The following is a 23717-nucleotide window of genomic DNA, read 5'->3' on the forward strand; positions in this document are numbered from 1 at the left end:
AATGCGCCACTTTAGCCGAGGAACAGCGCCACGTATTCCTCGACCGGTCGCCGCAGGAGCGTGGTGTTGGCATACAGCGGGATGCGCCCGTCCTTCCAGCGGCCGACGCGGATACCGGCCTGGCGGCCGCGTTCGAACGCAGCCTCGGCCAGCGCCTGCTTCATTTCCAGCCAGAACACGTTCGAGGCCTGCGGAGAACTGCGCTCGCGTACTTTGCCGCTGGCGACCAGCGCGGACACCAGCTGGCGCGTGCGCTGGTGGGCCTGGGCGATGTCGGGGCCGAACTTCGGCAACGCGTCCAGCGCCAGCACGGCCGGCATCCAGCCCTGGTAGAGCGCGCCGCCGTATACGTGGCGCAGATCGCGCGCTTCGGCGACGTCCTGCTTCGATCCCGCCAGCACCGCGCCGAACGGCGCGTCCAGGTATTTGTAGAGCGAGACGTAGACGGTATCGAATTCCGCCACGTACGCCGCCAGGTCGAAAGCCGGCGGCGCCAGCAGCAACCGCGCGCCGTCCAGGTGCAGGCGCGCCCCATGCGCGCGGGCCAGCTTGGCGATGTCGCGGACCACGGCCAGCGGCACCATCTCGCCATCGGCGCGGCGCACCGGGGTTTCCAGGGATACCGCGCCGATCTTCATCGGATACGGGCCATTTTCCGACGCGTCGATCGCGGCGCGCACTTCGTCCAGCGTCGGACTGGCACGGCCCGGCGCGAGCGGCAGCAGGTTGATGCCGGACAGGCGCTGCGCGGCGTCGCTTTCGTCGCGGTACAGATGGCTTTCCTCTTGCACCAGCGCCCGACGCTGGTCGCCGCACAGCAGGCGCACGGCCACGTTGTTGGCCAGCGTGCCGCTCGGGAAGAACGCGCAGTCCTCCTTGCCCAGCAGCTTGGCGAACGCATGTTCCAGCGCTTCGACGGCGCCCTTCTCCTGGTAACGGTCGCGCACGTCGGGATTCGCACGCACCAGTTCGGCCAGGCGCGCCGACATCGCGACCGGGTCCGGCGGCGCGCTGTCGCCCACCAGCCAGACGCTGCGTGCGTCGATCGGCGGGAAGGCCGGCGGTTGCAGTGACGCGGGCGGAGTCGCGGTCTGGGCGAAGGCCGCGTCCGCTGCTGTGGCGGCGAGCGCGGCGCCAAGGGAACCTTGCAGGAAAGCACGTCGGTCCACGAGCGAACTCCAGGATGAGTTACCGCGATTATCGAAGCGCCGCCGCGATCCGGCCACCCTGCCTTTCGGCACATCGCGAACGTCGCGAACCCGCCGACGAACGGATGTTCCGAAGGCTTGCCGCGGCCTACACTGCCGTCGTAGTCGCAGTATTTCGCCGGAGATTCCGCGATGCTGAATTGGCTCCTGGCCACCGCACTGGCCGTACAGGCCAATGCATTTCCGCCGACGCCGACGGTGGAATTGCCTCCGCCGCCGGAACAGGTGATGGCGGTGCCGGACGAATTGCGCACGATGCTGCAGCGGCAGGTCATCGAGCCTTCCGGCAACAGCCGCAGGCGCCGGCTCGACCTGTTGCTCGACTTCATGTTCGACCCGGCCGGCCTCGGCATGCAGTACCAGTACGACGCTTCGTCCACCGTCGCCGAGTCGTTCCGCACGCGCAAGGCCAATTGCCTGGCCTTCACCCTGATGACGGTGGCCCTGGGGCGCGAGGCGGGCCTGACCGTGTTCGGGCAGGAAATAGACCGCGTACTGTCCTGGCAACTGACCGGCAGCGTGGTCATGCAGAACACGCATACCAACGCCGGGGTGATGATCAATGGCGAACGCCTCGTCGTCGACGTGGCTTCGGACGAACTGTTGCCGATCACCCCGCCGCGCCGGATCGAAGACCAACGCCTGCTCGCCCTTTTCTACAACAACAATGCCATGCAGTTGATGGTCGATGGCCATGCGCAGCAGGCCCGCACCTGGCTGGACGCCGCGCTGAAGCTGGGTGCGGACCCGATGCTGTGGAACAACGCCGGCGTGCTCAGCCTGCGCACGGGCGACAGCCCGGCGGCGGAACGCCTGTTCCTGCGGGCGCTGAAGCAGAACCCGCGCCACAACGCTTCGTTGTTCAACCTGGTGGCCCTGTACCAGCGCAACGGCGACACCGTTCGCGCGGAACGCTGGAAGAAGCGTGCCGACCGCGTGCTGCGCCGCGACCCGGTGCAGCAATTCAGCTGGGGCCTGCAAAGCGAACAGGCCGGCAATTACGCCGAAGCGGTCCGCCATTTCCGCCAGGCCATCGCCCTGGACCGCGACGAACAGCTGTTCCATTTCGGCCTGGCCCGCGCCTATATGCGCCTCGGCCGGTTGCGCTTGGCCGACAACGAACTGGTCCGCGCCCACGACCTCAGCAGCGGCGACCAGCAGGCGCGCTACCAGACCAAGCTGGACGCGCTGCGGCGCATGCAGCATTGACCGGCGCGAAACGCCGGCCCGATCAGGCCCCGGCGGCCCGCTTCACCAGCGCGGCGATCTTCGCTTCCACCGTCGCGTTCAGTTCCTTCAGCGCGAAGGCGATCGGCCACATCGCACCGTCGTCGAGCATGGCCTTGTCGTTGAAACCGAACGTCGCGTAGCGGTCGCCGAACTTGCCCGCATCGCGGAAGAAGCACACGACCTTCTCGTCCTGCGCGTACGCGGGCATGCCGTACCAGGTCTTCGGCATCAGCGCCGGCGCGGCCGCGGTGACGATGGCGTGCAGGCGCTTGGCCATGGCGCGATCGGGTTCCTTCATCCCGGCGATGGCCGCCAGCACGGCGCGCTCGCCTTCCGCCCGGCTCTTGTTCGCGCGCGCTTCCGCCTTCAGTTCCTGTGCACGCGCCTTCATCGCGGCGCGCTCGTCGGCACTGAAGCCCTCGGACGGCTTGCTGGCCTTGGCCGCGCGCTTGGCGGGTTTGGCTGCGCTTTTCGCGGACTTGGCCGCGCTCTTCTTCGTCGTGCTCATGACCGCTCCTGTACGCGCAAAAGGTTGCCTGCGGGATCGCGCACGGCGCAGTCGCGCACGCCGTACGGCTGCATCGTCGGCTCCTCCACGATTTCCGCGCCGCTGGCCTGGATCCGCTCGAACGCGGCATCCAGGTCCTTCGTCGCCAGCAGCATGCTGGCGTAGGTGCCCTTCGCCATCATGTCGGCGATGGTGCGCTTCTCCTCGTCGGTGACGCCGGGGCTCGCCGCCGGCGGGAACAGCACGATCGACGTGCCCGGCTGGCCGGCCGGGCCGACCGTGATCCAGCGCATGCCGTTGTAGCCGACGTCGTTGCGGACCTCGAAGCCGAGGGTATCCCGATAGAATGCCAGCGAGGCGTCCGGATCGGTGTGCGGGAGAAAACTGGCGTGGATGTTGATGTCCATGGGGTTTCCGTTCGGTGTGGTGGGAGCCGTCAGCCTAGCGAGGCCCCCGGGCCGGCGCTTCTCGATTCCTGACCGGTCGCGTCACCTGCCGGGCCACGCAGGCCGGCATGCCGGCGGTGGCTTCGCCGCACTGCTGGCGGTAGGCGTTGGGCGACATGCCGACCAGTTCGGAGAAGCGCGTGCTGAAGGTGCCCAACGATGCGCAACCGACCGTGAAGCACACGTCGGTGACGCTGAGGTCGCCGCGCCGCAGCAGCGCCATCGCGCGCTCGATGCGCCGGGTCATCAGGTAGCTGTACGGGGATTCGCCGAAGGCGGCCTTGAATTCTCGGCTCAGGTGGCCGGCGGACATGTGCACGCCACGGGCGAGTTCGTCCACGTTGAGCGGTTTGGCGTATTCGCGGTCGATGCGGTCGCGCACGCGGCGCAGACGCGCGAAGTCGCGCAGGCGGGTGTCCGTGGCAGGGTCGCGGGTCACGGGGCGCGATGGTTCCACAAGCGGCGCAGACGCTCAAGCACACGCCGGCCACCGAAGCGATGACCCGAACTTCGACGATCGGGCCGTCGACGCCGCGATCTCACATCAGGAAAACGGGCGATTGACAGGGCCTGCCGGCATCCGCAGGCTGGCGGCCTTGCGGCCGACAGGCGCATGAATCAGCCGGAGCGACACCCATGCCCCCGCGATCCGCTTGGTATGTCTGGGGATATTTGTTGCTGGTATCCATAGCCGCGTTCGGCGCGGCGTTTCTGGCGATGATCGTGACCGGACGCAACGCCGATCCGGCTCAGGCCTGGCTCGCGCGATGTGCGCTGGTCGTGGCGCTGGTGGTCGGCGTGACGTGGCTGTATCTGCGGCGCGACGGTCTGCGCTGGTCCCGCTACGGCGTGTCAGCGGATGCCAGGAGTGCGGTGGCATGCTTCGCCGGCATGGCAGGCGGCGCCTTGCTGGCGCTGTCGTGGACCCTGATCGTCTGGGCATGGGCTCCGTTTCATTGGCAATCCAACCCCGCCTTGCGCATCGATGCGCTGCTGACCGGCGTGCTCGCCGCGGTGGCAATGGGCGTCGCCGAAGAAGTGGGCTATCGCAGCTATGGACTGGAGCGCCTGCACGTCCAGTATGGCGCCGCCATCAGCGTGCTGGCGCCGAGCGCGGTGTTCGTGCTGGCCCACCTGAGCGGCGGCATGCCCTGGCTGGCCGGCCTGCTGGTGGTGGGCTCCGGCAGCCTGTTGTACGGCAGCCTGATGCTGGCCTCGCGCAGCCTGCCGTTCGTTGCGGCTTTCCATATCGCCAACAACCTGGTCCAGGACGCCCTGCTGCGAACGGGTACGGGTTCGCTCTGGCAACCCGTCTTCGAGAACGCCGAAGCGCCTCACCGGCACCAGTTGGTGATCTGGATGTGCATGGCCGGCGTCAACCTGGCCATCGCGGGATGGGCGTGGACGCACCGGACGAGATTCCGGACGGCGGAAGCTGCGCTCGGCAGCCGCTCATGACCGAAGTGGACAGCCAGCCGATCACGGGGTCGACACGCGCACGTTCGATCCTAGCCTCGCACGATCACCACCATGCGGGTTGCCCCGGCTGCAGCGGAACGCATCCCTCGTAGCGTCCGGGCACGGCGACGTAGCGGGTGGCACGGGTCGCGCCGATTTCGGAACTGAAATAGGCGTTGAGCGCCAGCGAGCGCACGCTGGAGAACCAGTGCGTGTCACCCGCCTTCTGCGCCGCCTCGTCCAGCTCGCGCAACAGCCCCTCGCGTTCGGCCTGGGCCAGCGTGGCGAAAGCGCCGCCGCGCTGGCGGCAGGTTTCGCGCAATGCCTGCAGCCCCGCGGCGACGCGCTTTTGCACGTCCACGCTTTCGCAATCGGCCAGCAACAGCGCCATCGTCGCACCGACGCCCGCCGCCTTCGCGCCCGGCGAAGCCGCGGTGGTCGGCAGCAAGGTATCGGCGATGTCCTCGAGCAGCATCGTGTCGTCCTGCGCCGACGCGGCGGCCGTGGCATCGCCCTGGCCACCCTTGCAGGCGGCCAGCAGGCCCGGCACCAGCAGCGCGCCGCCGATCAGGCCCGCGGTCTTCAACGCCTCGCGGCGGCTCGGCGATCGAATCGGTCCGTTCACAGGTTGCGCCTCTTCAGTTCCTCGACCGCGTGGTTCACCGCGCGCGCGGTCAACGCCATGTACAGCAGCGACGGCGACTGGTTGCCGGTCGAGGTCATGCACGCGCCGTCGGTGACGAACACGTTCGGGCACGCATGCAGCTGGTTCCATTGGTTGAGCAGCGAGGTCTCCGGATCGCGACCCATGCGGCAACCGCCCATCTCGTGGATGTCGCGCCCCGGATACCACTGGGTGTCGGCGGTCTGGATGTCGCGGCAGCCGGCCACTTCCAGCATTTCCTTGGCCTGCGCGCGCCAGTCGCGGACCATGCGTTCGTCGTTGTCGTCGTATTCGACCGAGGTCACCAGCTGCGGGATGCCCCATTGGTCCTTCAGCGTGTCGTGCAGGCGCACGTGGTTGCTCTGCTTCGGGATGGTTTCGCCCTGCATGTACACGTAGATCTTCCACTGGCCCGGCTGCGCCTGCGCGTCCTTGTACGCGCCGCCGACGCGCCCGGGCGATGGCGCGCCGCGTTCGCGGTAGGCGCCGGTGAAGGTGGTGTAGCCGCCGACGAAATCCATCTCGTGCCGCTTCAGGTTGCGGAAGTTCGGGATGATGCACTCCGACGGCCGCCGCCCGTAGTAATAGCCGTCCTCGAAGCCGTCGATGGTGCCGCCGCCGTTGGCGCGGTAGCTCTGGAAGGCAACATGGGTGCCGAGCAGGCCGTTGTCGTTGCCCAGCCCGTGCGGGAAGCGCGACGACACCGAGTTCATCAGCACCAGCACCGAATTCAGGGCCGACGCGTTGAGGAACACGATCTTCGCCCGGTACTCGGTGACCTCGTGGGTGTGCGCATCGATCACCCGCACCCCGGTCGCGCGGTTGCTGCGCTCGTCGTACAGGATCGAATGCACCACCGAGTCCGGGCGCAGGGTCAGGTTGCCGGTCTTCGCCGCCCACGGCAGCGTGGACGAATTCGAACTGAAGTACGCACCGAACGGACAACCGCGCCAGCACAGGTTGCGCGACATGCACGCGCTGCGCCCCTGCTCCAGGTGGATCGGCTCGGGCTTGGTCAGCTGCGCCCAGCGGCCTTGGACCACGTAGCGGTCGCCGTAGTGCTTGCGGATGCGTTCGCTGTAGGCCTTCTCGACGCAGTTGAAATCGAACGGCGGCAGGAATTCCCCGTCCGGCATCGAATCGATCCCGTCGCGCGCGCCGCACACGCCGATGAACTTCTCCACATGCGAATACCACGGCGCGATGTCGTCGTAGCCGATCGGCCAGCCGATGCCGTAGCCGTCGCGTTCCGGCGCCTCGAAGTCGTAGCGGCTCCAGCGCTGGCAGGCGCGGCCCCACATGATCGACTTGCCGCCGACCTGGTAGCCGCGGATCCAGTCGAACGGCTTTTCCTGCACGTAGGGGTGGTCGCCGTCCTTGATGAAGAAATGGGTCACGTCCTCGGCGGCGATCCGCGAGGCGACTGGGTTCTGTTCGCGGTATTCGCGGGTCAGCGCGCCGCGATGCGGCAGTTCCCATGGCGCCTTCAGCGCGGTCGGGTAATCCTTGATGTGCTCGACGTTGCGGCCGCGTTCCAGCACCAGGGTCTTCAGGCCCTTCTCGCACAGTTCCTTGGCGGCCCAGCCGCCGGAGATGCCGGAACCAATGACGATAGCGTCGTAGATGTTTGCGTCGTTGGCCATGCTCACAATGCCGGAGTCAGGATCAGATTGCGGAATTCGACCGGACCATGGTCGCCCTGCAGGTACAGGGGGCCGGGCGCGCCTTCGTCGCTGTCCAGCGCGCCGCCGGTGATGCCGGGGATTTCGCGGTCGCAGATGATGGTCTTGCCGTTGACCGCGACGCTGACCCGGCGGCCGACCAGGGTGATGTCGAGCGACTGCCACTGGTCCGGCGGCAGCGAGGCATCCTCGCTCGGCGCCAGGAAGCCGTAGATGGCACCGAGCGTGTCGCTGGCCGGTTCGCCGAAGGTGTCGGCAATCTGAACTTCGTGGCGGCCGCGCAGGTACACGCCGCTGTTGCTGCCCTTGGGCAGGCGCAGTTCGACGTGCAGCTTGAAATCGTCGAACTTGCGCTCGCCGACCAGATTGGCGCCGGCGGCGAGGTTGCGCAGTACGCCGTTCTCGACGGTCCATTGCGACTTGCCGGCCAGTGCGTGCCAGCCGTCCAGGTTCTTGCCGTTGAACAACTGCAGCGGCTTGCCCCAGCGCGGCGCGGCCTTGCGGCGCAGCGACGGCGCGCGCCTGGCGTTCCACGCGTATTGCTTGCCGTCGGGGAAGGTCATCGTGCCGGCCAGCGCGCCGTCGCGCAGTCGTCCGCGCACGTCCAGCTCGCCGTTGCCGCCTTCCCATTGCGGGGGAATCGCGAAGTGCATGGCGTCGCCATCGAATTCGACCCGCGAGATCGGCCGTGCGCTGCCGCCGGTACCGACGAACTGGCCGACCAGGGTGCTGTGGCCGGAGCGGCGGATTTCCAGCCACGAGGGCTGGTCGCCACTTGGCGTGTGCAGGTCGATGTCCCAGCGCCCGACCAAGGCGTCCGCGGAGTTGGCGTTCTCGGCAGCGTGGCCCGGTGCACTGATCAGGCCGAGTGCGAACAATGCCGGCAGACAACAGCGCATGGGCGATTCCCTCGGGTTCCGGAAACGAGAAACGCGGGGAATGTAAACGATTTCAGCCAGCTTGCCCTGCGGCATTGCATCATCCGCAACGGCCTGAAACCTCTGCACGATCCCCAAACAAGATTTCCCCCTTTGGAAAAGGGGGACCAAGGGGGATTTGCTTTTGCCTTGCGCGCCAGGCAAATCCCCCGTCGCCCGCTACGCGGCCGCCTGCCCCCTTTTGCAAAGGGGGCAACTGCAAAAGCGCCGATCTGTTCACCATTCGCCGGCTGCTTCTCCCCCATTGAAAAAGGGGGCAAGGGGATTTGCTCTGCTATGCCTGGAACACCGGCTCCAACATGCGGAACGTGCCTGCGTCCGCGTCCATCTCCACCCGCCCACCGACCGGCACGATGAACTGCTGGCGGATGTGCCCGATCATCGCGCCGCGATATGCGGGGATCTTCAGCGGTTTGATGTGGTCGTCGAAGATCTGCGCGAGGTTCAGCGAACCGTAGCCGTCGCCAGGATCGCATTCGCTGCATTCGCCGAAGATCAGCCCGGCGATCCTGTCCAGCGCGCCCATCAGCTTCAGCGTGCTGAACATGCGATCGATGCGGTAAGGCGCTTCGGAAACGTCCTCCAGGAACAGGATCTTGCCGCTGAAATCCGGCAGGTACGGCGAGCCGGCCAGCGCAGTCAGCACGGTCAGGTTGCCGCCGATCAGTTCGCCCTGGGCCTTGCCGCCGGTGATGGGGATGGTGCGGTTCTTGCGCTGGACCAGTTCGTCGCCGGCATCGGCGATGTTGCGGTATTCGATCAGTTCGCGATTGAAGAACATGCGGTTGAACTGGTCGACGTTGAACCTGTTCCAGCTGCCGGCGCCGATGGGGCCGTGGAAGGTGACCAGGCCGGTCTTCGCGTGGATGGCGCTGTGCAAGGCGGTGATGTCGGAGTAGCCGAGCAGCACCTTGGGATTGCGGCGGATCAGCTCGTAGTCGAGCAACGGCAGCAGGCGCGCCGCGCCGGAGCCGCCGCGGGCGCAGATGATCGCCTTGACTTCCCTGTCGGCGAACATCGCGTTGAGGTCGCCCGCGCGTTCGGCGTCACTGCCGGCCAGGTGGCCATAACGATTGGCGTAGTGTGCGCCGGTCTTGACCTTGAAGCCGAGCGCCTGCATCGCTTCCGTAGCGAGTTGCAGGTCGAAGGGTTCGTCCATCGCCGACGACGGGCTGACCAGCGCGACGGTGTCGCCCTTGTTGAGCGGCGGCGGCAGCAAGCGTCCGCGCGGCGCGGCCCGGGCGTCGGTGCCGCGGGCGAGCGGCAGCAGCAGGGCTGCGAGTGCGGTGTTGCCGAGGAAGTGTCGCCGGTGCATGTCGCGCCCTGTCGATCGGGAGGATCGGGTCAGATTAGCAGGCCGCGCTCGATGACTTGAAGCACATGGCACCGTCATATCGAACGCTATACTCGGTCGCGCATGGCGGGTGCGGTACCCGGCCACGAATCACGGAGAGATGTCATGGGTCTTGTGCAAGCGGTGGCGGGTGCGGTCGGTGGCGTGCTCGGCGACCAGTGGAAGGATTTCTACACGGTGCCTGAAGGCCTGCCGGCGACGGCGGCGCTGTTCGCCGCGGTGCCGCGCGGCACCAATGCCGGGCGCGGTTCCAACACGCACGGTTCCTCGAACATCATCAGCAACGGCTCGAAGATCGTCGTTCCCGAAGGCTACGGCCTGCTGCTGATGCAGGACGGCAAGATCACCGGCTTCGCCGCCGAACCGGGCGGTTACGAATGGCGCTCCGACGACGTCAACTCCAAGTCGGTCTTCGCCGGCGACGGCCTCGTCTCCACCTTCATCACCCAGAGCTGGGAACGCTTCAAGTTCGGCGGCCAGCCGGGCTCGCAGCAGGCCGCCTTCTTCGTCTCGCTGAAGGAACTGCCGGACAACCGCTTCGGCACGCAGTCGGAGATCTACTGGGACGACGGCTTCCTCAACACCCAGGTCGGCGCGATCACTCGCGGTTCGTACACCCTGAAGATCGTCGACCCGATCCTGTTCGTGAAGAACTTCGTGCCGGCCGCGTACCTGCAGCCGGGCAAGGTGTTCGACTTCACCGACATGGACAACGCCGCCGCCACCCAGCTGTTCAACGAAGTGGTGGGTTCGCTGGCGCCGGCCTTCAGCCTGTACACCAACGATCCGTCCAAAGGCAATCGCATCACCAGGATCCAGCAGGATTCGCTGGGCTTCGCCCAGAGCCTGTCGGCCGCCGTCGAGCAGGGCTACAAGTGGAGTTCCGACCGCGGCTTGGCCATCGTCAAGACCGCCATCGTGTCGATCGAATACGACGCGAACACCCGCGAACTGCTGAAGACCGTGCAGCGCGCCGACGCGCTGGCCGGTGCGCGCGGCAATTCCAACCTGCAGGCCAGTGTCGCCCAGGGCATCCAGTCCGCCGGCGAAAACGGCGGCGCGGCGGGCGTCATGGGCCTGGGCATGGCCACCGGCATGGTCGGCGGCATCGCCGGCCTGCAGCAGCCGGTGGCGCCGGCCGGCAACGGAGCCGAGGATCCGGTGGCGAAGTTGAAGAAGGCCAAGGAGATGCTCGAGCTGGGCCTGATCACCCAGGCCGACTACGACGCGCTCAAGGCCAAGGCGCTGGGCCTGTAAGCCACGCGGTCCGCAGGTACATGTCGAACACCACCACGCCGCCGCCGCTCCCGCCGGCGGCTCCGAACGGTCCCGGATCGCCGCGGGACGTGCCGCCCTTGCCCGGCGAGCTGGGCGTCGACCCGGCCACCCTGCCCCCGCCGATCCGCGACGAATTGCTGGCGCCCGATCCGGTCGCCATCGATACCTCCGCCGAGGAGCTGAAGGACGGCCTGAATCGCTGTCCGAAATGCGGTGCCACCGATATCCGCCAGAAGCCCGGCAGCGACCTGCTGGTCTGCCTGTACTGCCGCAACGAGTGGCACGGGCAGCGGGTCGAAGAGGAATTCGGGCTGGGCGAAGGCATCGACCAGCTGCGTGGCACGGTCATCGCTTCCGGCGCGCGCGACATCGACGCGGACGCGGCCAGCCTGATGACCTTCAAGTGCAGCGGCTGCGGCGCCGAGGTGACGGTCAACACCGAGAACGCGATGACCGCGCGCTGCCACTGGTGCCGCCACGTGTTCGGGGTCAACGAACAGGTAGCGAACGGCGCGGTGCCCGACGCGGTGCTGCCCTTCCACATCAGGAAGGACGATGCGGTCGCGCGGATCCGCCAGTTCGTGGACAAGCGGCGTTTTTTCGCGCTGAAGGCGTTCAAGGAGCAGTTCACGCCAGAGAACGTAGTCGGCGTGTACCTGCCGTACATGATCGTCGACGGCAATGCCAGCGCCAGCGTGGCCGGCCATGGCGAGATCGAAACGCGGCGTTACACGCGCGGTACCGACAAGAACAAGAAGACCTACTACGACGCCGACGTGTACCAGGTGGAACGCCACGTGGACTTCACCGTCGACGACCTGCCGCTGGAGTCCTCGCGCGAGCGCGGCAACCTGGACACGCGGATCAATACGCAGAACATCATCAACACGATCCTGCCGTTCGACACCAAGAACGCGGTGAAGTGGAACGCCTCGTACCTGTCGGGTTTCACTTCGGAGAAGCGCGACAGCGACGTGGAGCAGTTGCGCCCGCGGCTGGAGGACCAGCTGCTGTCCATCGCCCGCGCCCAGGTCGAAGATTCGGTGCAACGCTACGACCGTGGCGTGCGCTGGGAACGGGAACGCCTGGAGGTGCACGGCACGCGCTGGGTGTCGATGTACCTGCCGGTGTGGCTGTATTCGTACCACCAGCCGGGCCGCAACGGCGGCATGCTGCATTACATCGCGGTCAATGGCCGCACGGGCGAGACGATGGGCAGCGTGCCGGTGCAGCAGTGGAAGTTGCTGACCACGGCGATCACCGTCGGTACTTTCCTGGAAGGCATCGCACTCTGGATCGTGGGGCATGCGTCATGAGCGACGACAGCGGGCTGTGGTTGTTGGCAGTGGGTCCGGTCGGCGCGACGGCGCTGTATTGGGCCTTGTACCGGTATTACCGCAACACGGACAAGTCGCATGCGTTCGAGCGGGAAACGGACGTGATGGCCAAGCCGGTGACCGGGTCGGACCACAAGGTCGACGAGATCAAGGGCACGCAGGAGCGCCGCATCGACGGCGACAACGTGAGTGCCTATCGCCAGCGCGTGCAACGGGTCCGGGGCGACAGTAGCTGACTTCCCCGCCTAACGCGGGTTTTCGTAGGCCGGGCTCAAGTCCGCCTTTTACGCGAGTTCAAGTCCGCTTTACGCGAGTCCGCATCGGAAAATGCCGCGTCGTGACGGGGCATCGCATGTCGACGGCGGGCCAGGGCCCGCCCTACACGGCGTTTTCTCGTAGGGCGGGCTCAAGCCCGCCTTCCGCGCGCATTGGCGTCCAACGAAACGGCGGCCCAAGGCCGCCGTTTCGCATACCGCATCAAGCCGGAACGCCAGCCATCATTGGCACTGCGCCGGCACCGCCATCGACTCGGTGACGCTGACCTTCGAGCCGCGCACCGCGCCCTTGGCGCCCACGCCCACGCCGTAATGGGCGAAGGCTTCCCACACCAGGCACTGGCGCGCCTGGTCGCCGGCCAGGCCGGCGAGGATGCCGTCGCGCATGTCCTCGAACTTCGGATGCGCCGGCGTGTAGTTCATGCCGTCGACCAGCACCGCCAGCACGTCGTCGGCGCTGTCGCCGAGGCCCTGCAGGTTCTTCCAGACGCGCCAGCCGATCGCGCCGTAGACCTCGCCGTCGAAGTGCACCTCGCTGCCGGTCACGTCGGCATAGGTCCGCGTGTAGTTGGCGTAGCGCTGCGAGCGGATGCCGTCGGTGTTGGTGACCGAGTATTCGCCGACCGCGTCGTCGTTGTTGACGATCACCGACAGCACGTCGCTCATGCCTTCGCCGATGGCGCCGGACATCGGCCCGTCCATGCGGCCAATCATGCGCCAGGTCAGGCCGTGGCCGTATTCGTGCCAGACGATGTCGGAATCCAGGTCGCCATCGCGCATCACATCCGGCGCGCCACGGAACATGGCGGCGGTGGCCGCGCCGCCGGCGATCAGTTGCTTGATCGCGGCGCCGTCGGCCTGGCTGACCAGCAGGCTGGGCGGCAGGGTCGCGCCGGTGCCGGCCATATTGAGGGTCCCGGCTTCGCGATTGGCGACGATCATGCCGATGCCGCCGGCGGCCTGGACGTTCTGGGCCTTGACCACGAAGGTGCAGCCATTCGGATCGTCGGCGAGGGAGCGATCGACCACGACGATCTTGCCGCTGACGTCCGCGCCGTTGGTGAGGGCGCTGCAGGCGTAGTTGGGTGCGGCGACCGCCAGGCCGGCGTTCAGATCGAACTGCTGGGGACCGAACTCGGCCACGCCGCTCTCGTAGCTCGCGCCTCCCGGATTGGTGGTCAGGCTGTGCGGCGACAGGCCGCTCCACAGGTACATCTGCATGCGCGGGTTCTGGCCATCGCGCGGGGTGGCGAAGTTGGCGTTGTCGGTGCCGCCGCCGTCCTGCGCTTCGGCATTGACCGAATCGCTGCCGCGCCCGCCGAGCCCGCCGTTGTTTTCCTGGAAGTTGCCGGCGACCTCGTCGAAACCGGCGGCATACAGGCGGTCGTGGATGACGTTGTTGAGGTAGAACAGGTTCTGCACGGCGACATTGCGGTTGGTGTCGGTCGACGGTTCCACCGCGGGGTCGAAGGCGGAGAGGAAATCGCCATTGGCGACCGGGGTGCCGCCACCGTCGGGCGCGCCGTCGTTCACCGCGTCAAGGTAGGCATGGACGTTGTTGCCGGCGATGTCCTGGGCGGTGTGCGGGCCGGCGAACAGCCAGTTGTTGCCGGCGCCCGAGACGATGGCTTGCGGGGATTTCTCCGGGTCCACCGCGAACACGTTGTAGTTGTCGGTATTGGTGCGCGCCACGGTTTCGACCACGCGGCCGTCGCCGCCGACCAGGGTTTCCTCCAGCCGGTTGCCGGACGTGCGCCAAGTCTGCACCAGGAAGCCGATCCGCATGGAGCCGTCGTTCATCGGCACGGCGACGCGGGTGACCAGCGGGCTTTCGACGAAGACGTCGCCACGGGCGAAGCGGGTCGTCGCGCCGCTGCGCAGCAGGACGCGCGTGGCCTGGGTGGGGATGTTGAGCGCGCGGATCGCGGCGTTCAGGGCGGCGACCTCGTCGATCGAGGCAGGAGTAAGTTTCGACGGTGCCGGCACCAGGTTCTCGACCAGGCTGACCAGTTGTCCGTTCGCGTCGATCGCCGCCTTGGCGTAGGTGTCGTAGACGGCCAGGCCGCCGACTTCCTGTCCCAGGCGCAGGAAGCGCACGCCTTTGCGCGCCTGCACGCCTTGTCCGCGGACGCGGAGCGATTTGACGGTGGCGTCGCTGCGGCCATGCGTGCGCAGGTAGCCGGCGACCACGTCGACCGGGGCGGCTTTGGAGGGTGAGGTGTAGGCGCGGCCGGCGGCGGCGTGCAGGGTGCGGGTGGTCAGGTCGGTGGGCCGCAGGGGGGCGTCGGCGGCATGCACGGCCAGGGCGATGCCGACGGCCAGCAGGGTGACGGGAAGGAGCGTAATCGGTTTCATGCTTGGTATCTCCAGGACAAGGGGACAGATGACGGCAAGCAGACTTCGTTGGGTGGTGGCTCCGTGGGGGGCGGGCACAATAGCGCGGTCGAGTGCGCAATCATGTCAACGGCGTTGCCGGGCTCAGGGACGGCATCGGCGGCCGACCAAGGTGGACTGCCTCGGCGGGGTACCGGGAGCCTCGCTTCGGGCGCGATCGGCGCGCAGCACGCCCACCCACCCATGCCCACGCGCTTTCGACAGCACAGCGGCCACCATCGCCAGCAGTACGTCACCAGATGGCTACCGTGACCAAGCCCCGCCGCGCACCGACTCCGTAGGGCGGGCTCAAGCCCGCCTTCCCCCGCCTCGACTCCCCGCCCCACCCCAGCCGTGACCAATGACCCGCGACACCCCCGCCCGGATTCTTCCCAACCGGCTTCATCCTGCAGCCGGAACGGAAACATGAAGATCGCCAGACTCGCGGTAGCCGCTTCGCTTTTCTTCGCCGTGGCGGCGGCATCGGCTGCGGCCGAAAACGAGGATGGGCAGGTCCGCGCGGCCGATGCCCGGTTCTGGCAGGCGTACAACGCCTGCGACATGCGCACGATGGGCGAGTTGCTCACGCCGGACGTGGAGTTCTATCACGACAAGACGGGGTTGACGGTGTCGCGCGAGGCGCTGGTCGAGTCGTTGCGCAAGGGGCCGTGTGCGAATCCCGGGATGCATCTGCGGCGGGAGGCGGTGGAGGCCAGCCTGGAGTTCCATGCGCTGAAGGGCGGTTACGCGATCCTGTCGGGCCGGCACCGTTTCTATGTGCAGGAAGCGGGCAAGCCGGAGCATCTGGATGGCGAGGCCAAGTTCACCAGTGTGTGGAAGTTCGTCGATGGGCAGTGGCGCATGCATCGTGTGTTGAGCTACGACCATGGGCCGGTGGCTTACACGCCGCCGCCGGTGACGTTGACGCTGCCGGCGTCGACGTTGCAGGGGTATGCGGGGCGTTATCGGTCAGCGCGGATCGGGGACATCGTGGTGTCGGTCGAGGGCGATCATCTCAAGCTGGTGGCGGGGAATTTCGTGGCCACGCTTTACCCGGAGACGCAGACGCGGTTTTTCGCCAAGGAGCGGGATTTGCGGTTTGAGTTCGAGGGCGATGCGAAGGGTGCGGCGCGGACGTTGGCGGTGTTCGAGAATGGTGTGGTTAGTGAGCGGGCTACGCGTGAGGGATCGGACTAGGGTCGAATTTGGGTCAGACAGCCTCGGCATCAGCCAACATGGACTCATGCTTGTCGTTTGCCCCTGCCTCCCTGAGCAGCCGCGCATATCTCTGCATCTGCAAGCGAAAGCGAGCTAACCATATCGCCATCCCATACAGCGCAAGGAGTCCGAGTGCGCACAAGGCAGTCGGAAAGGAAACGGAATTGATTGCCAAACTCTGCACGAAGGTCGCAACAAGCATTGGGAGAAGTCCGAGCTTGTCCACGGCTCCAAATAGAATTTGGTAACGCTGTGCCAAAACCTCCAATCGATAATCAAGGTATGTGATTCGGCGGTTGCGCTCCTGCAATGGCAATGTTCTGAGCCAGGCAAGTGTCTCCTCATGCGCAAGAAGCTTGGAGTCAAGATCGAGCGAGAATTTACGCTTGCTATCAATGAAGTCAGGAACGGCGTCGCGAGCTTGGCGATAGAAAAATACACCGGCTCCGCAGAACTCGAGCACAACCCCGACAACCGTAAGCCAGGCGACCACTTCGCCCGTCAGACCAATGGTCGTTAGCATCGACATCGCCATGCCGACCAACATGATGCCGAACGGCCAACGGTCACGCTTCAGGTTCGCCACATCCTTCGGCTCGAGCCGCGCAAGTCGATCTTCTAGATCGGCGAATACTTGCTGATTACGCAGTTGCTCTTCCATCCCCACTCCCCCGCTCTGTCCCTGGATCGCAGGATAAACGGGGTCGAGCCTCGGATGGGGGCTCAGGCCCAATTACGCCGCCAGTAGTTGGCCACCCGGTCGGCCACTTGGGGATGGTCGCGGTAGTAGACGGCGTTTTCGTGCAGCTCGGTGAGGCGTTCGTGGTCGCCCAGCAGGGTGGCGAGGTGGCCGTTGAGGCGCAGGAGGCGGTCGCGGGCGGCTTCGGCGGGTTCGCGCAGGAGGATGACGTCGGCGCAGTCCACGAGGCAGCACAGCAGGTCGAGGTTGGCCTCGCATTTGCGTTGCGCTGCGGTGGCCAGTTGGTCGAGTTGTTCGGGTGGCAGCCGGGCGATGGCTGCGTCGGTCTGGGCGATGCCTTCGCCTTGTATTAGTTCGAGCACCCGGGCCAGTGGCGTTTCGCCTTCAACCTGATCAGCCCTGTTTGCGTCCAGCAGTGGGGTCATCCTTGTCTCTGGAAAGTCCATTGTCCCTTGTACCGAAAAATGTGATTGATACTCGCCGCAATCAACGTATCCATCACTTGATATCGGCGTACACCGACACACTCCAACGAACCATCGCTTTCGTCTACTACGTTTTCCGTAGTATCGCGGACACAGTTGGCTTCGGAAGCTTTTGGGCAGGCATCCCCAAAAGCGCACGTGTCGGCCAAACGCGACATTCCGGTTTACAGCCGCCGACTACGCCAAGCCAGGGAAGCCATGGGCATATCTCAGCGCACCCTAGGCATCGAGGCTGGAATTGATGAATTCGTGGCCAGCTCCCGCATCAATCGCTACGAAACAGGTGTCCATCAACCAAACTATCAAACACTGAAATTGCTAGCGGAAGTACTTCACTTGCCCACCGCATACTTCTATGCCGAAGACGACCAATTAGCGCTGTTAATCGCCGAGTTCGATTCAAAGCAGTAAGTAACACAAACAAGAACCAGCTAGACTTCCGGAACTATGCCCAGCGCCTTAACGCCGACGTTGGCGTAGCCGTGTATATGCCGGTCGATTTGCTGGGTGACGAGGCGGCAATTCCGTTCGCGTGATAGCCACCGGAATTCGCGTTAGAGCATGAATTCGTCCATCTACGCGCACCTCACAATCCATAAAGTGCCGCCCATGGTATTCCGCATGTTCGTCGTGATACGTGCCATCATCTAGATTGCTATGCCCGAGATCGTTCTCGTCGTAGGCATCTTGTCCGAGATTGCGCACCACCCACCGTATCACTGCATCTCTCGGCAAATATTGCCTGTTGGTTAGGCGAAAGCGCAGCCACTCACCTTTATAAGCCAGATCGACCTGCCCGTTCTGAAATACTCGCCTCGGCACCCCACCCTGCTCCGCCGACACATCAACTCTCACAATGGGAGCTGTAACCAAAACCATACTATTTGTCGAATCCACTTCAACCATTCCCTCGATGTCGGGAAGCGGCATCAGATAATCGAACGCATCAGTCCAAATTGCCACAGCATCCGCCTCTTCGTCGGCTTGCGTAGCGCTGCGTGCGATGCCTCTTAGCTCAGCCAATGCGTCCATGAAACGCCGAAACTCAGCATCACCTAGACGATTTAGATTTCTATCCTGATCAGATTCGACTGGATTCTCGACCACAGAGCTAGCTGACAACCGATCAAACACCTCATCAATAACCGCACCTAACGCATCATCATCATCTAGCCCCTCGTCTTGCGCGACCTCAACGAACGCATTCACAGCTAACACAGTCAGCATCAATGAACTAGGCTGCGCACTTCGATCCTCTCTAAATCTCAGCGCAGACCATGCCTTCAGGTATCGAACCACGCGCCGCGCTTGAGCTCGCGCATCACCATCCAAACGCTCCTGAAACCAATCGACCATTTTTTCCGGATCACTCATTTCCCAGCCACCAGAAAGCGTAGCTAGCCGCGTTTCCTCGGTATCTATTGAGTAATGATAACCAGGCAAATCGATGTGCAAATGCTTTTCGTAGTAAGCACGTGAACAACGTTCTTTTGGCGGCACCTCAACGCTTTTCACATACTCGTCGCCTTCCGCAAAATGTTGAAGAGAATCCTGCAGAACGCTACGCAATTCATCTTGCGACAACTTTACTTCAGACGCGCGACCCCATTCGAAATAGACCCCCATATCAACATCATAGTCCTGCCTTTCAAGCGGCCTAATCAATGTGTGTAATTTGTACGAACCCTGAAGCCACATCGATACTTGAACGCCACAACGCACGGGGATGTCGCGTTTAAGATGAGCCTCCAAGTCGTCCTTCCGCTGACGCAATAAATCCATCTGCCCATCGCTAGGGCGAACCCGCTTGTTAAGCGTCTCTCGCTCCGCATCATTCGAATAAAACATATCCTTGGCCGCACCCATCCCTATTCTCCCTTATGAAGCCAATTGCCAGGAATATGCGTCAGAAGCCGCTTAAAGGGCTCGGTTCCAATCACATCGGTAACGTGCTTTGCAGCAAGCCCGAGCAGCACTTGACGAGACGACTCCCCCGTTTTGTCTAGCCCTACATCACGCATTACCGCATCTGCGGGCTGCCCATCTATCCGCATGTATCTATCACCCAGCCGATGCTCAACAATCTGCGTTGAAAATTGTTGCTGTGCAGACAAAATTACTTGAATCAATGGGAACTCAGTAGGGCGCAGCCAATCAATGACGCCGCGTTTACGCTTTGCTGATGCAGGCACTGCGTAGGTACTAGACAGGGTCCCAACGCTCAACATTCGCACTTGCGACTCAGACTTGCCGAAGAATTTGCCAGCCTCATGCAGCGCCACAAGATCGGGGGCATTCGCAAACAGGCCACCATCTGCAAACAATTGATTGTCGAGAGACGCGATGGGAAAGTAGATTGGCGCAGCAGCAGTTGCGATCGCGACATCCCTTGCCAGATATCTAAGATCACGCGTCCATTCTGCATTATGTTTTGTCTTGAATATTTGCTGCTTGCCGGCAGTGAGATTCAGCGCTGGAATGACAAGTGCATGCCTGGCGTCGGACAGCGTTGCATTTTCCGGAAGAATAGAACCAATGACGTCACGCAATGGCGCAGCATCATACTTACTTGAAAATAGCCCCGCGAGTACCCCTCTCTGCGGAAATATTTTCCGGCCCGCCTCAGAAAACACTTCTACCACTTCACTCATTGGCTTCTCGAAGGCAACAGCCAAAGCAAGAATTCCACCAATGGATGTCCCAGCAATTAGATCGAAACACTGACCTATCGGGCGGCCAGCGGCTTGTTCGATCTCCTGGAGAACTCGCGCCGAATACAGCCCACGGAAGCCACCGCCCGTTAGCGCTAGAATATGAAACGGAGCGTCTTCTCCAACCATTTTCTAATCCTCCTACGATACGGAGCTAATCACCATCTCCGATTACTCAAGCCGCGCGAGTTACGTGCATTAACTACGTAGCTCAACAACGCCTCCCCACCCACATCCAACTCATACTCGAAACTCTGCTGCATCACGCCATGTGCACTACCCGGCGCCGCGTAATTCGCCCCCACCGAAATCGTGTGCCGTCCCCGCGGCAACGGCCTCAGCATCAACCAATACCCATCCGCCGCCGCCAGCGTTGACGACGCATCGTCCGGATCCAGTCGGAAACACCCATCGCTACGCACCCGATGCATCGCGATATCCCCCAGCGGCTTGCCATCCAGCAACACCACCGCGCTGGCCAGATGATCGTTGTTGACCGCCACGTCGGACTGCAATTCCTTGCAACTCGCGGAGCTCAGCTCGCGGCTCTGCATGTAGATCATGTTGATCACCGGCAACAGCAGATACTTGCCTTCCGGCACCACGCAACGCCGTTTCGGCTTGAATGACCCATCGGTGCCCGCGAGAAACCACACCGGCCCGTCCTGCCCCAAGTCGCAGAAACGCCCGTCCGGATCGAGATAAGGTTCCATCGGCTGCGCTAATACCCAGCGCCACCATTGCGCCGTCCACGCCCCCAGACTCTGGCCTTCCACCGGATCGGCGGTCAGCACATCACCGACAGGCGGCGACGCCGGAACGGCGCCCGCAGGCACATCCGCCTGCACCGCCAACGTGCCGGCCCACAAGGCCACGACCCAGAAACACCGGTTCCCCAACCGCATTCCCTTCTCCCCCAACGCCCCTGACGCCGGCGCATTCCTTTCCCCTGGGCGGAGCATACCAAGCCCGGACGCGGCCCGGGCAAGGCCAAAACCGCGGGCCTGGCGCCTTGCACGAAGGTCCCGCTTGCGCCCCGCCCGGACCCCGCCGGCCTGCGGCCCTACTTGAACGCCGACTCCCGCAACAACTTTTCGTCGTACCCGGGCTACGCTGGCTGGTAGCGCTATCATCCGGACACCGTTTTTCCTAAGGAAGGCAGTCGCAATGAACTCGCTCACGGGAGCTCTTTGTCTTTTGGTCCTGTCGCTTGGCTTCGCTGGGCAGGTTCGTTCGGCGCCATCGGCCGGGTATCCGTCCGTTACGGTGCGCGACTCCGAAGTGCGAACGATGAAGTCCGCCTCCACGGGGCGCAGCTACGACTTGTACATCCACAAGCCGGCCGACTTCGACAAGAACAAAGACAAAAAATACCCCGTGCTCTACCTGCTCGATGGCCAATGGGATTTCAAGCTCCTGGACTCGGTTGTCGGCGGTCTCGTCTACGACAGGCAGATGCCGGACATCGTGGTGGTCGGCATCGTCTATTCCGGCGACGACGCGGACTACAACGCGCTCCGCGCGAGGGACTACACCCCGACGCCAGGCAATCGCGAGGGGTCTGGCGACGGCCCGAAGTTCCTGGGCTTCATCAAGACCGAACTGATTCCGTTCGTGGAAGGGAATTACCGCGGCGACCCGACCCGTCGCATTCTCGGCGGGCATTCTTTCGGCGGGCTCTTCACGCTCTACGCGATGTTCACGGAACCCCCGTTGTTCTGGGGATACCTCGCGGGCAGTCCCGACTTTACCTGGGACAACGGCTTCCTGGCGAAGCAGGAGGCGGACTTCGCGACGAAACACAAGAACCTGCCGGTGAGACTCTTCATGGGAGTCGGTGGCGCCGAGGAACTGGTGACGCCCGCCGTCGGATTTGTCCGGACCTTCTCGGCGCGCAACTACAACGGCTTGCATTGGGACGCCCGCGTCGTCGAGGGAGAGGGCCATGCCGGCGTGAAGCCCGAGTTCTACAATCGCGGCTTGCGCTTCCTGTTCCGCTAGCTTGATTGGAAAAACCGGTTCCCGACGATTTTTCGAGACCCACGCCGCTTCCGGGCGACAAAGGGACGGAGGCAATCCCATTCCCTCCGTTTCCCAGTTCCTGAATTCGCTCGGTTCGCACCGATTCGATCGGAATTGCACCGGGTCACTGCAAGCCCGCCAGCCGGGAGCCTTCCACAACTTCTCTGCCAGCGTCCCACCCGCCCGGACAACGCCCGCTTGCGGCCCTACTTGAACACCAGCTCCCGCAACATCTCCGAACCCAGCAACGTGCGCATCACCATGCGCTTGCCCGAAGCCTCGTCGGCCTGCTTGTAGTTCATCTTGGTCACCTTGGCCAGGATCGGATCCATCTTCGCGTCCATGCCGTCGAACGCCGCCATGTTCGGATAGGTCGTCACCAGGTACAGGTCGGCCTCGTTCGGGTTGTGCGCCTGCGCCCCGTACACGTGGTACTCGGTGACGATGCCCGCCTGCTTCGACGCCTCCATCGTCTTGCGCCAGGTGTCGTTCAAGAAAGCCATGTAGTTCTCGAACTGGCCATCCACGACCTTGACCGCACTGACCACCGCGACCGGACCATCGGTGTACGGCCTTTCCTGTGCGCCCGCGACAGCGGCGACGGCGGCCAACGACAGCGACAACACACTTGCGTACAGACGCTTCATGGGGACCTCCACGGTGAACGTGGCCATGCGGACACCCGCACGGCACGACCCGTCGCCCCCTGCCCGGCAGGTCGCACGCTGCCCAACGCCCTGAGGCGGCGGGAACGGCCAAGCGCTGAACTTTGCCCTGGCACGGCGGTCGGAAAGGTTGGCAGGCGCCGAAGCAATGGTCATCATTCGGCGCCTCGATCGTCGCCCTTCCCCCTTGTCTTCCCCGATGAAAACACGCGACTTCCGCTCGCCCGGGACGGCATGAGCGACACCACGACGCGCGCCGCGAGCCGCGCCGACCCCCTGACCGAACGCCGGCAGCGCTGGATCGCCGCGACCGGCAGCGCGCTGCTGCATGCGCTGTTCCTGTTCCTGCTGCTGTACGCCTCCAAGCCCGTGCTGACCCCGCCGCAGGGCGCCAGCAGCGGCGGCCGGGTCAAGGTCGATTTCATCGGCGAAGCCAAGCAGGACAGCCAGCGCCCGCCCACGCCGCCGTCGGGCGCGACCAAGCCGGTCGAACGCAAGCAACCGCGCAAACCCGTACCGCCCAAGCCCAGGACTTCGCCGGTGCAGGCCGCCCTTGTCGTGCAGAGCGACAACCCGCTGCCGCCCGACGAAAAACCGCAACCGCCGGTCGAAGAAGCCGTCGGGCAACCGCGCCCCAGCCAGGCCCCCGCCAGTGCACCGGGCATGCGCCGGTCCGCGATGTGGGGGCAGCCGCCCGGCATGCTGCAGCAGGAAACCGCGCCGACCGACAACGGCGCCGACCAGGGCATGGCGTACTACTCGAACGCCGGACCCGACGTCGCCGGCCAGCCGACCATGCAGACCGCGGACGGTCACCAGATCGTCTACGAACTGCTCAACGAAAACCGCCTGCGCGACTGGCGCGACCTGGGCATGACCGAACTGTCCTTTCCGTTGCCCGGCCGCCGCCAGTTCATGGTCTGCCCGCTGCGCACCGTGCTGAAGCGCGGCTCCGGCCCGTGCCGCATGGTCGAGCCGGACGACCCGGGTCTGGCCAGGATCGGCGATGCGCGCGAAGTGGTCATCGTGCAGCGCGTGTACCGCCGCGGCGAACTGGTCTGGCGCGGGCCCGGCGTCTACAAGTAGCCACCACCCCTCCCCGTGGGAGCGACGTAAGTCGCGAATGCTTTTGATTTTCCCGCCAGAGAGCATTCGCGCCTGAAGG

At 64.6% G+C, this 23717-nt stretch carries 24 protein-coding genes; 9 read left to right on the forward strand and 15 right to left on the reverse strand.

Annotation, left to right across the window (positions count from 1 at the left end; all coding sequences use genetic code 11):
* Positions 1–11: 11 nt before the first annotated feature.
* Positions 12–1169, reverse strand: a complete 1158-nt coding sequence (locus J5837_RS14165) for a threonine aldolase family protein (protein ID WP_210537409.1) — start codon at positions 1167–1169, stop codon at positions 12–14.
* Between the two features lie 171 nt (positions 1170–1340).
* On the opposite strand from J5837_RS14165, the gene J5837_RS14170 reads away from it, so the two are divergent.
* Positions 1341–2417 (forward strand): tetratricopeptide repeat protein, encoded by a 1077-nt coding sequence (locus tag J5837_RS14170; RefSeq protein ID WP_210537410.1) that lies wholly within the window; start codon positions 1341–1343, stop codon positions 2415–2417.
* 22 nt (positions 2418–2439) lie between these two features.
* On the opposite strand, the gene J5837_RS14175 is transcribed toward J5837_RS14170, so the two are convergent.
* Genes J5837_RS14175 through J5837_RS14185 form a run of 3 tightly spaced genes read right to left on the reverse strand, consistent with a single transcriptional unit; the run spans position 2440 to position 3831 of the window.
* Positions 2440–2946, reverse strand: coding sequence for an iron chaperone (locus tag J5837_RS14175; protein ID WP_244755964.1), 507 nt, complete (start codon positions 2944–2946; stop codon positions 2440–2442).
* Positions 2943–3353, reverse strand: a complete 411-nt coding sequence (locus J5837_RS14180; protein WP_210537411.1) for a VOC family protein — start codon at positions 3351–3353, stop codon at positions 2943–2945. Before J5837_RS14180 ends, J5837_RS14175 begins: the two co-directional genes overlap by 4 nt.
* A 34-nt stretch (positions 3354–3387) precedes the next feature.
* Positions 3388–3831 (reverse strand): helix-turn-helix transcriptional regulator, encoded by a 444-nt coding sequence (locus tag J5837_RS14185; RefSeq protein WP_210537412.1) that lies wholly within the window; start codon positions 3829–3831, stop codon positions 3388–3390.
* A 197-nt stretch (positions 3832–4028) separates the two neighbouring features.
* On the opposite strand from J5837_RS14185, the gene J5837_RS14190 reads away from it, so the two are divergent.
* A complete protein-coding gene (locus J5837_RS14190; RefSeq protein WP_210537413.1) occupies positions 4029–4850 on the forward strand; it encodes a CPBP family intramembrane glutamic endopeptidase in 822 nt (273 codons plus the stop codon).
* Between the two features lie 64 nt (positions 4851–4914).
* Here the strand turns inward: J5837_RS14190 and J5837_RS14195 are convergent, their stop codons facing one another.
* From J5837_RS14195 to J5837_RS14210, 4 genes are all read right to left on the reverse strand, one after another.
* On the reverse strand, positions 4915–5475 hold the full coding sequence (locus J5837_RS14195; RefSeq protein ID WP_210537414.1) for a gluconate 2-dehydrogenase subunit 3 family protein: 561 nt from the start codon (positions 5473–5475) through the stop codon (positions 4915–4917).
* Positions 5472–7157: a GMC oxidoreductase gene (locus tag J5837_RS14200; RefSeq protein WP_210537415.1), complete on the reverse strand. Its 1686-nt coding sequence runs from the start codon at positions 7155–7157 to the stop codon at positions 5472–5474. Before J5837_RS14200 ends, J5837_RS14195 begins: the two co-directional genes overlap by 4 nt.
* 2 nt (positions 7158–7159) lie before the next feature.
* A complete protein-coding gene (locus tag J5837_RS14205; protein WP_210537416.1) occupies positions 7160–8095 on the reverse strand; it encodes a 3-keto-disaccharide hydrolase in 936 nt (311 codons plus the stop codon).
* Positions 8096–8408: 313 nt separating this feature from the next.
* Complete coding sequence (locus tag J5837_RS14210; protein WP_210537417.1) at positions 8409–9449, reverse strand: S66 peptidase family protein; 1041 nt, start codon at positions 9447–9449, stop codon at positions 8409–8411.
* 144 nt (positions 9450–9593) lie between these two features.
* Between J5837_RS14210 and J5837_RS14215 the strand changes: the two genes are divergently transcribed.
* The 3 genes from J5837_RS14215 to J5837_RS14225 are packed head-to-tail and all read left to right on the forward strand — an operon-like array spanning position 9594 to position 12339.
* A complete protein-coding gene (locus tag J5837_RS14215) occupies positions 9594–10745 on the forward strand; it encodes an SPFH domain-containing protein (protein ID WP_210537418.1) in 1152 nt (383 codons plus the stop codon).
* 20 nt (positions 10746–10765) lie between these two features.
* Positions 10766–12082, forward strand: a complete 1317-nt coding sequence (locus J5837_RS14220; protein WP_210537419.1) for a TFIIB-type zinc ribbon-containing protein — start codon at positions 10766–10768, stop codon at positions 12080–12082.
* Positions 12079–12339, forward strand: coding sequence for a hypothetical protein (locus J5837_RS14225; RefSeq protein WP_210537420.1), 261 nt, complete (start codon positions 12079–12081; stop codon positions 12337–12339). The genes J5837_RS14220 and J5837_RS14225 overlap by 4 nt, the downstream gene beginning before the upstream one ends.
* A gap of 261 nt (positions 12340–12600) precedes the next feature.
* Here J5837_RS14225 and J5837_RS14230 read toward each other — a convergent pair whose 3' ends face one another.
* Positions 12601–14733: a M36 family metallopeptidase gene (locus J5837_RS14230; RefSeq protein ID WP_210537421.1), complete on the reverse strand. Its 2133-nt coding sequence runs from the start codon at positions 14731–14733 to the stop codon at positions 12601–12603.
* A 444-nt stretch (positions 14734–15177) separates the two neighbouring features.
* On the opposite strand from J5837_RS14230, the gene J5837_RS14235 reads away from it, so the two are divergent.
* Positions 15178–15948, forward strand: a complete 771-nt coding sequence (locus J5837_RS14235; protein ID WP_210537422.1) for a DUF4440 domain-containing protein — start codon at positions 15178–15180, stop codon at positions 15946–15948.
* Between the two features lie 13 nt (positions 15949–15961).
* Here the strand turns inward: J5837_RS14235 and J5837_RS14240 are convergent, their stop codons facing one another.
* Both J5837_RS14240 and J5837_RS14245 read right to left on the reverse strand, forming a co-directional pair.
* A complete protein-coding gene (locus tag J5837_RS14240; protein ID WP_210537423.1) occupies positions 15962–16630 on the reverse strand; it encodes a hypothetical protein in 669 nt (222 codons plus the stop codon).
* Positions 16631–16692: 62 nt separating this feature from the next.
* The gene (locus J5837_RS14245; protein WP_210537424.1) at positions 16693–17094 is read right to left on the reverse strand and encodes a hypothetical protein; all 402 of its coding nucleotides are present in this window, start codon (positions 17092–17094) and stop codon (positions 16693–16695) included.
* A gap of 198 nt (positions 17095–17292) precedes the next feature.
* Between J5837_RS14245 and J5837_RS14250 the strand changes: the two genes are divergently transcribed.
* On the forward strand, positions 17293–17565 hold the full coding sequence (locus J5837_RS14250) for a helix-turn-helix domain-containing protein (RefSeq protein ID WP_210537425.1): 273 nt from the start codon (positions 17293–17295) through the stop codon (positions 17563–17565).
* Between the two features lie 48 nt (positions 17566–17613).
* On the opposite strand, the gene J5837_RS14255 is transcribed toward J5837_RS14250, so the two are convergent.
* From J5837_RS14255 to J5837_RS14265, 3 genes are read right to left on the reverse strand one after another with little or no spacing between them, the layout of a single operon-like run.
* Positions 17614–19020 (reverse strand): CBASS cGAMP synthase, encoded by a 1407-nt coding sequence (locus J5837_RS14255; RefSeq protein WP_210537426.1) that lies wholly within the window; start codon positions 19018–19020, stop codon positions 17614–17616.
* 2 nt (positions 19021–19022) lie between these two features.
* Complete coding sequence (locus J5837_RS14260; RefSeq protein WP_210537427.1) at positions 19023–19994, reverse strand: CBASS cGAMP-activated phospholipase; 972 nt, start codon at positions 19992–19994, stop codon at positions 19023–19025.
* Positions 19995–20023: 29 nt separating this feature from the next.
* Positions 20024–20770 carry a hypothetical protein gene (locus J5837_RS14265; protein ID WP_244755965.1) on the reverse strand — a complete coding sequence of 249 codons (747 nt, stop codon included), beginning with the start codon at positions 20768–20770 and terminating at the stop codon, positions 20024–20026.
* A gap of 262 nt (positions 20771–21032) precedes the next feature.
* Here J5837_RS14265 and J5837_RS14270 point away from each other — a divergent pair, with 262 nt between their 5' ends.
* The gene (locus J5837_RS14270; RefSeq protein WP_210537428.1) at positions 21033–21866 is read left to right on the forward strand and encodes an alpha/beta hydrolase; all 834 of its coding nucleotides are present in this window, start codon (positions 21033–21035) and stop codon (positions 21864–21866) included.
* Between the two features lie 227 nt (positions 21867–22093).
* Here the strand turns inward: J5837_RS14270 and J5837_RS14275 are convergent, their stop codons facing one another.
* Complete coding sequence (locus tag J5837_RS14275) at positions 22094–22534, reverse strand: hypothetical protein (RefSeq protein WP_210537429.1); 441 nt, start codon at positions 22532–22534, stop codon at positions 22094–22096.
* Between the two features lie 252 nt (positions 22535–22786).
* On the opposite strand from J5837_RS14275, the gene J5837_RS14280 reads away from it, so the two are divergent.
* Positions 22787–23638 (forward strand): type II toxin-antitoxin system RelE/ParE family toxin, encoded by an 852-nt coding sequence (locus tag J5837_RS14280; protein ID WP_210537430.1) that lies wholly within the window; start codon positions 22787–22789, stop codon positions 23636–23638.
* Positions 23639–23717: the final 79 nt, after the last annotated feature.

Source organism: Pseudoxanthomonas helianthi, from assembly GCF_017939625.1.
In the GTDB taxonomy this organism is placed as follows: Bacteria; Pseudomonadota; Gammaproteobacteria; order Xanthomonadales; family Xanthomonadaceae; genus Pseudoxanthomonas_A; species Pseudoxanthomonas_A helianthi.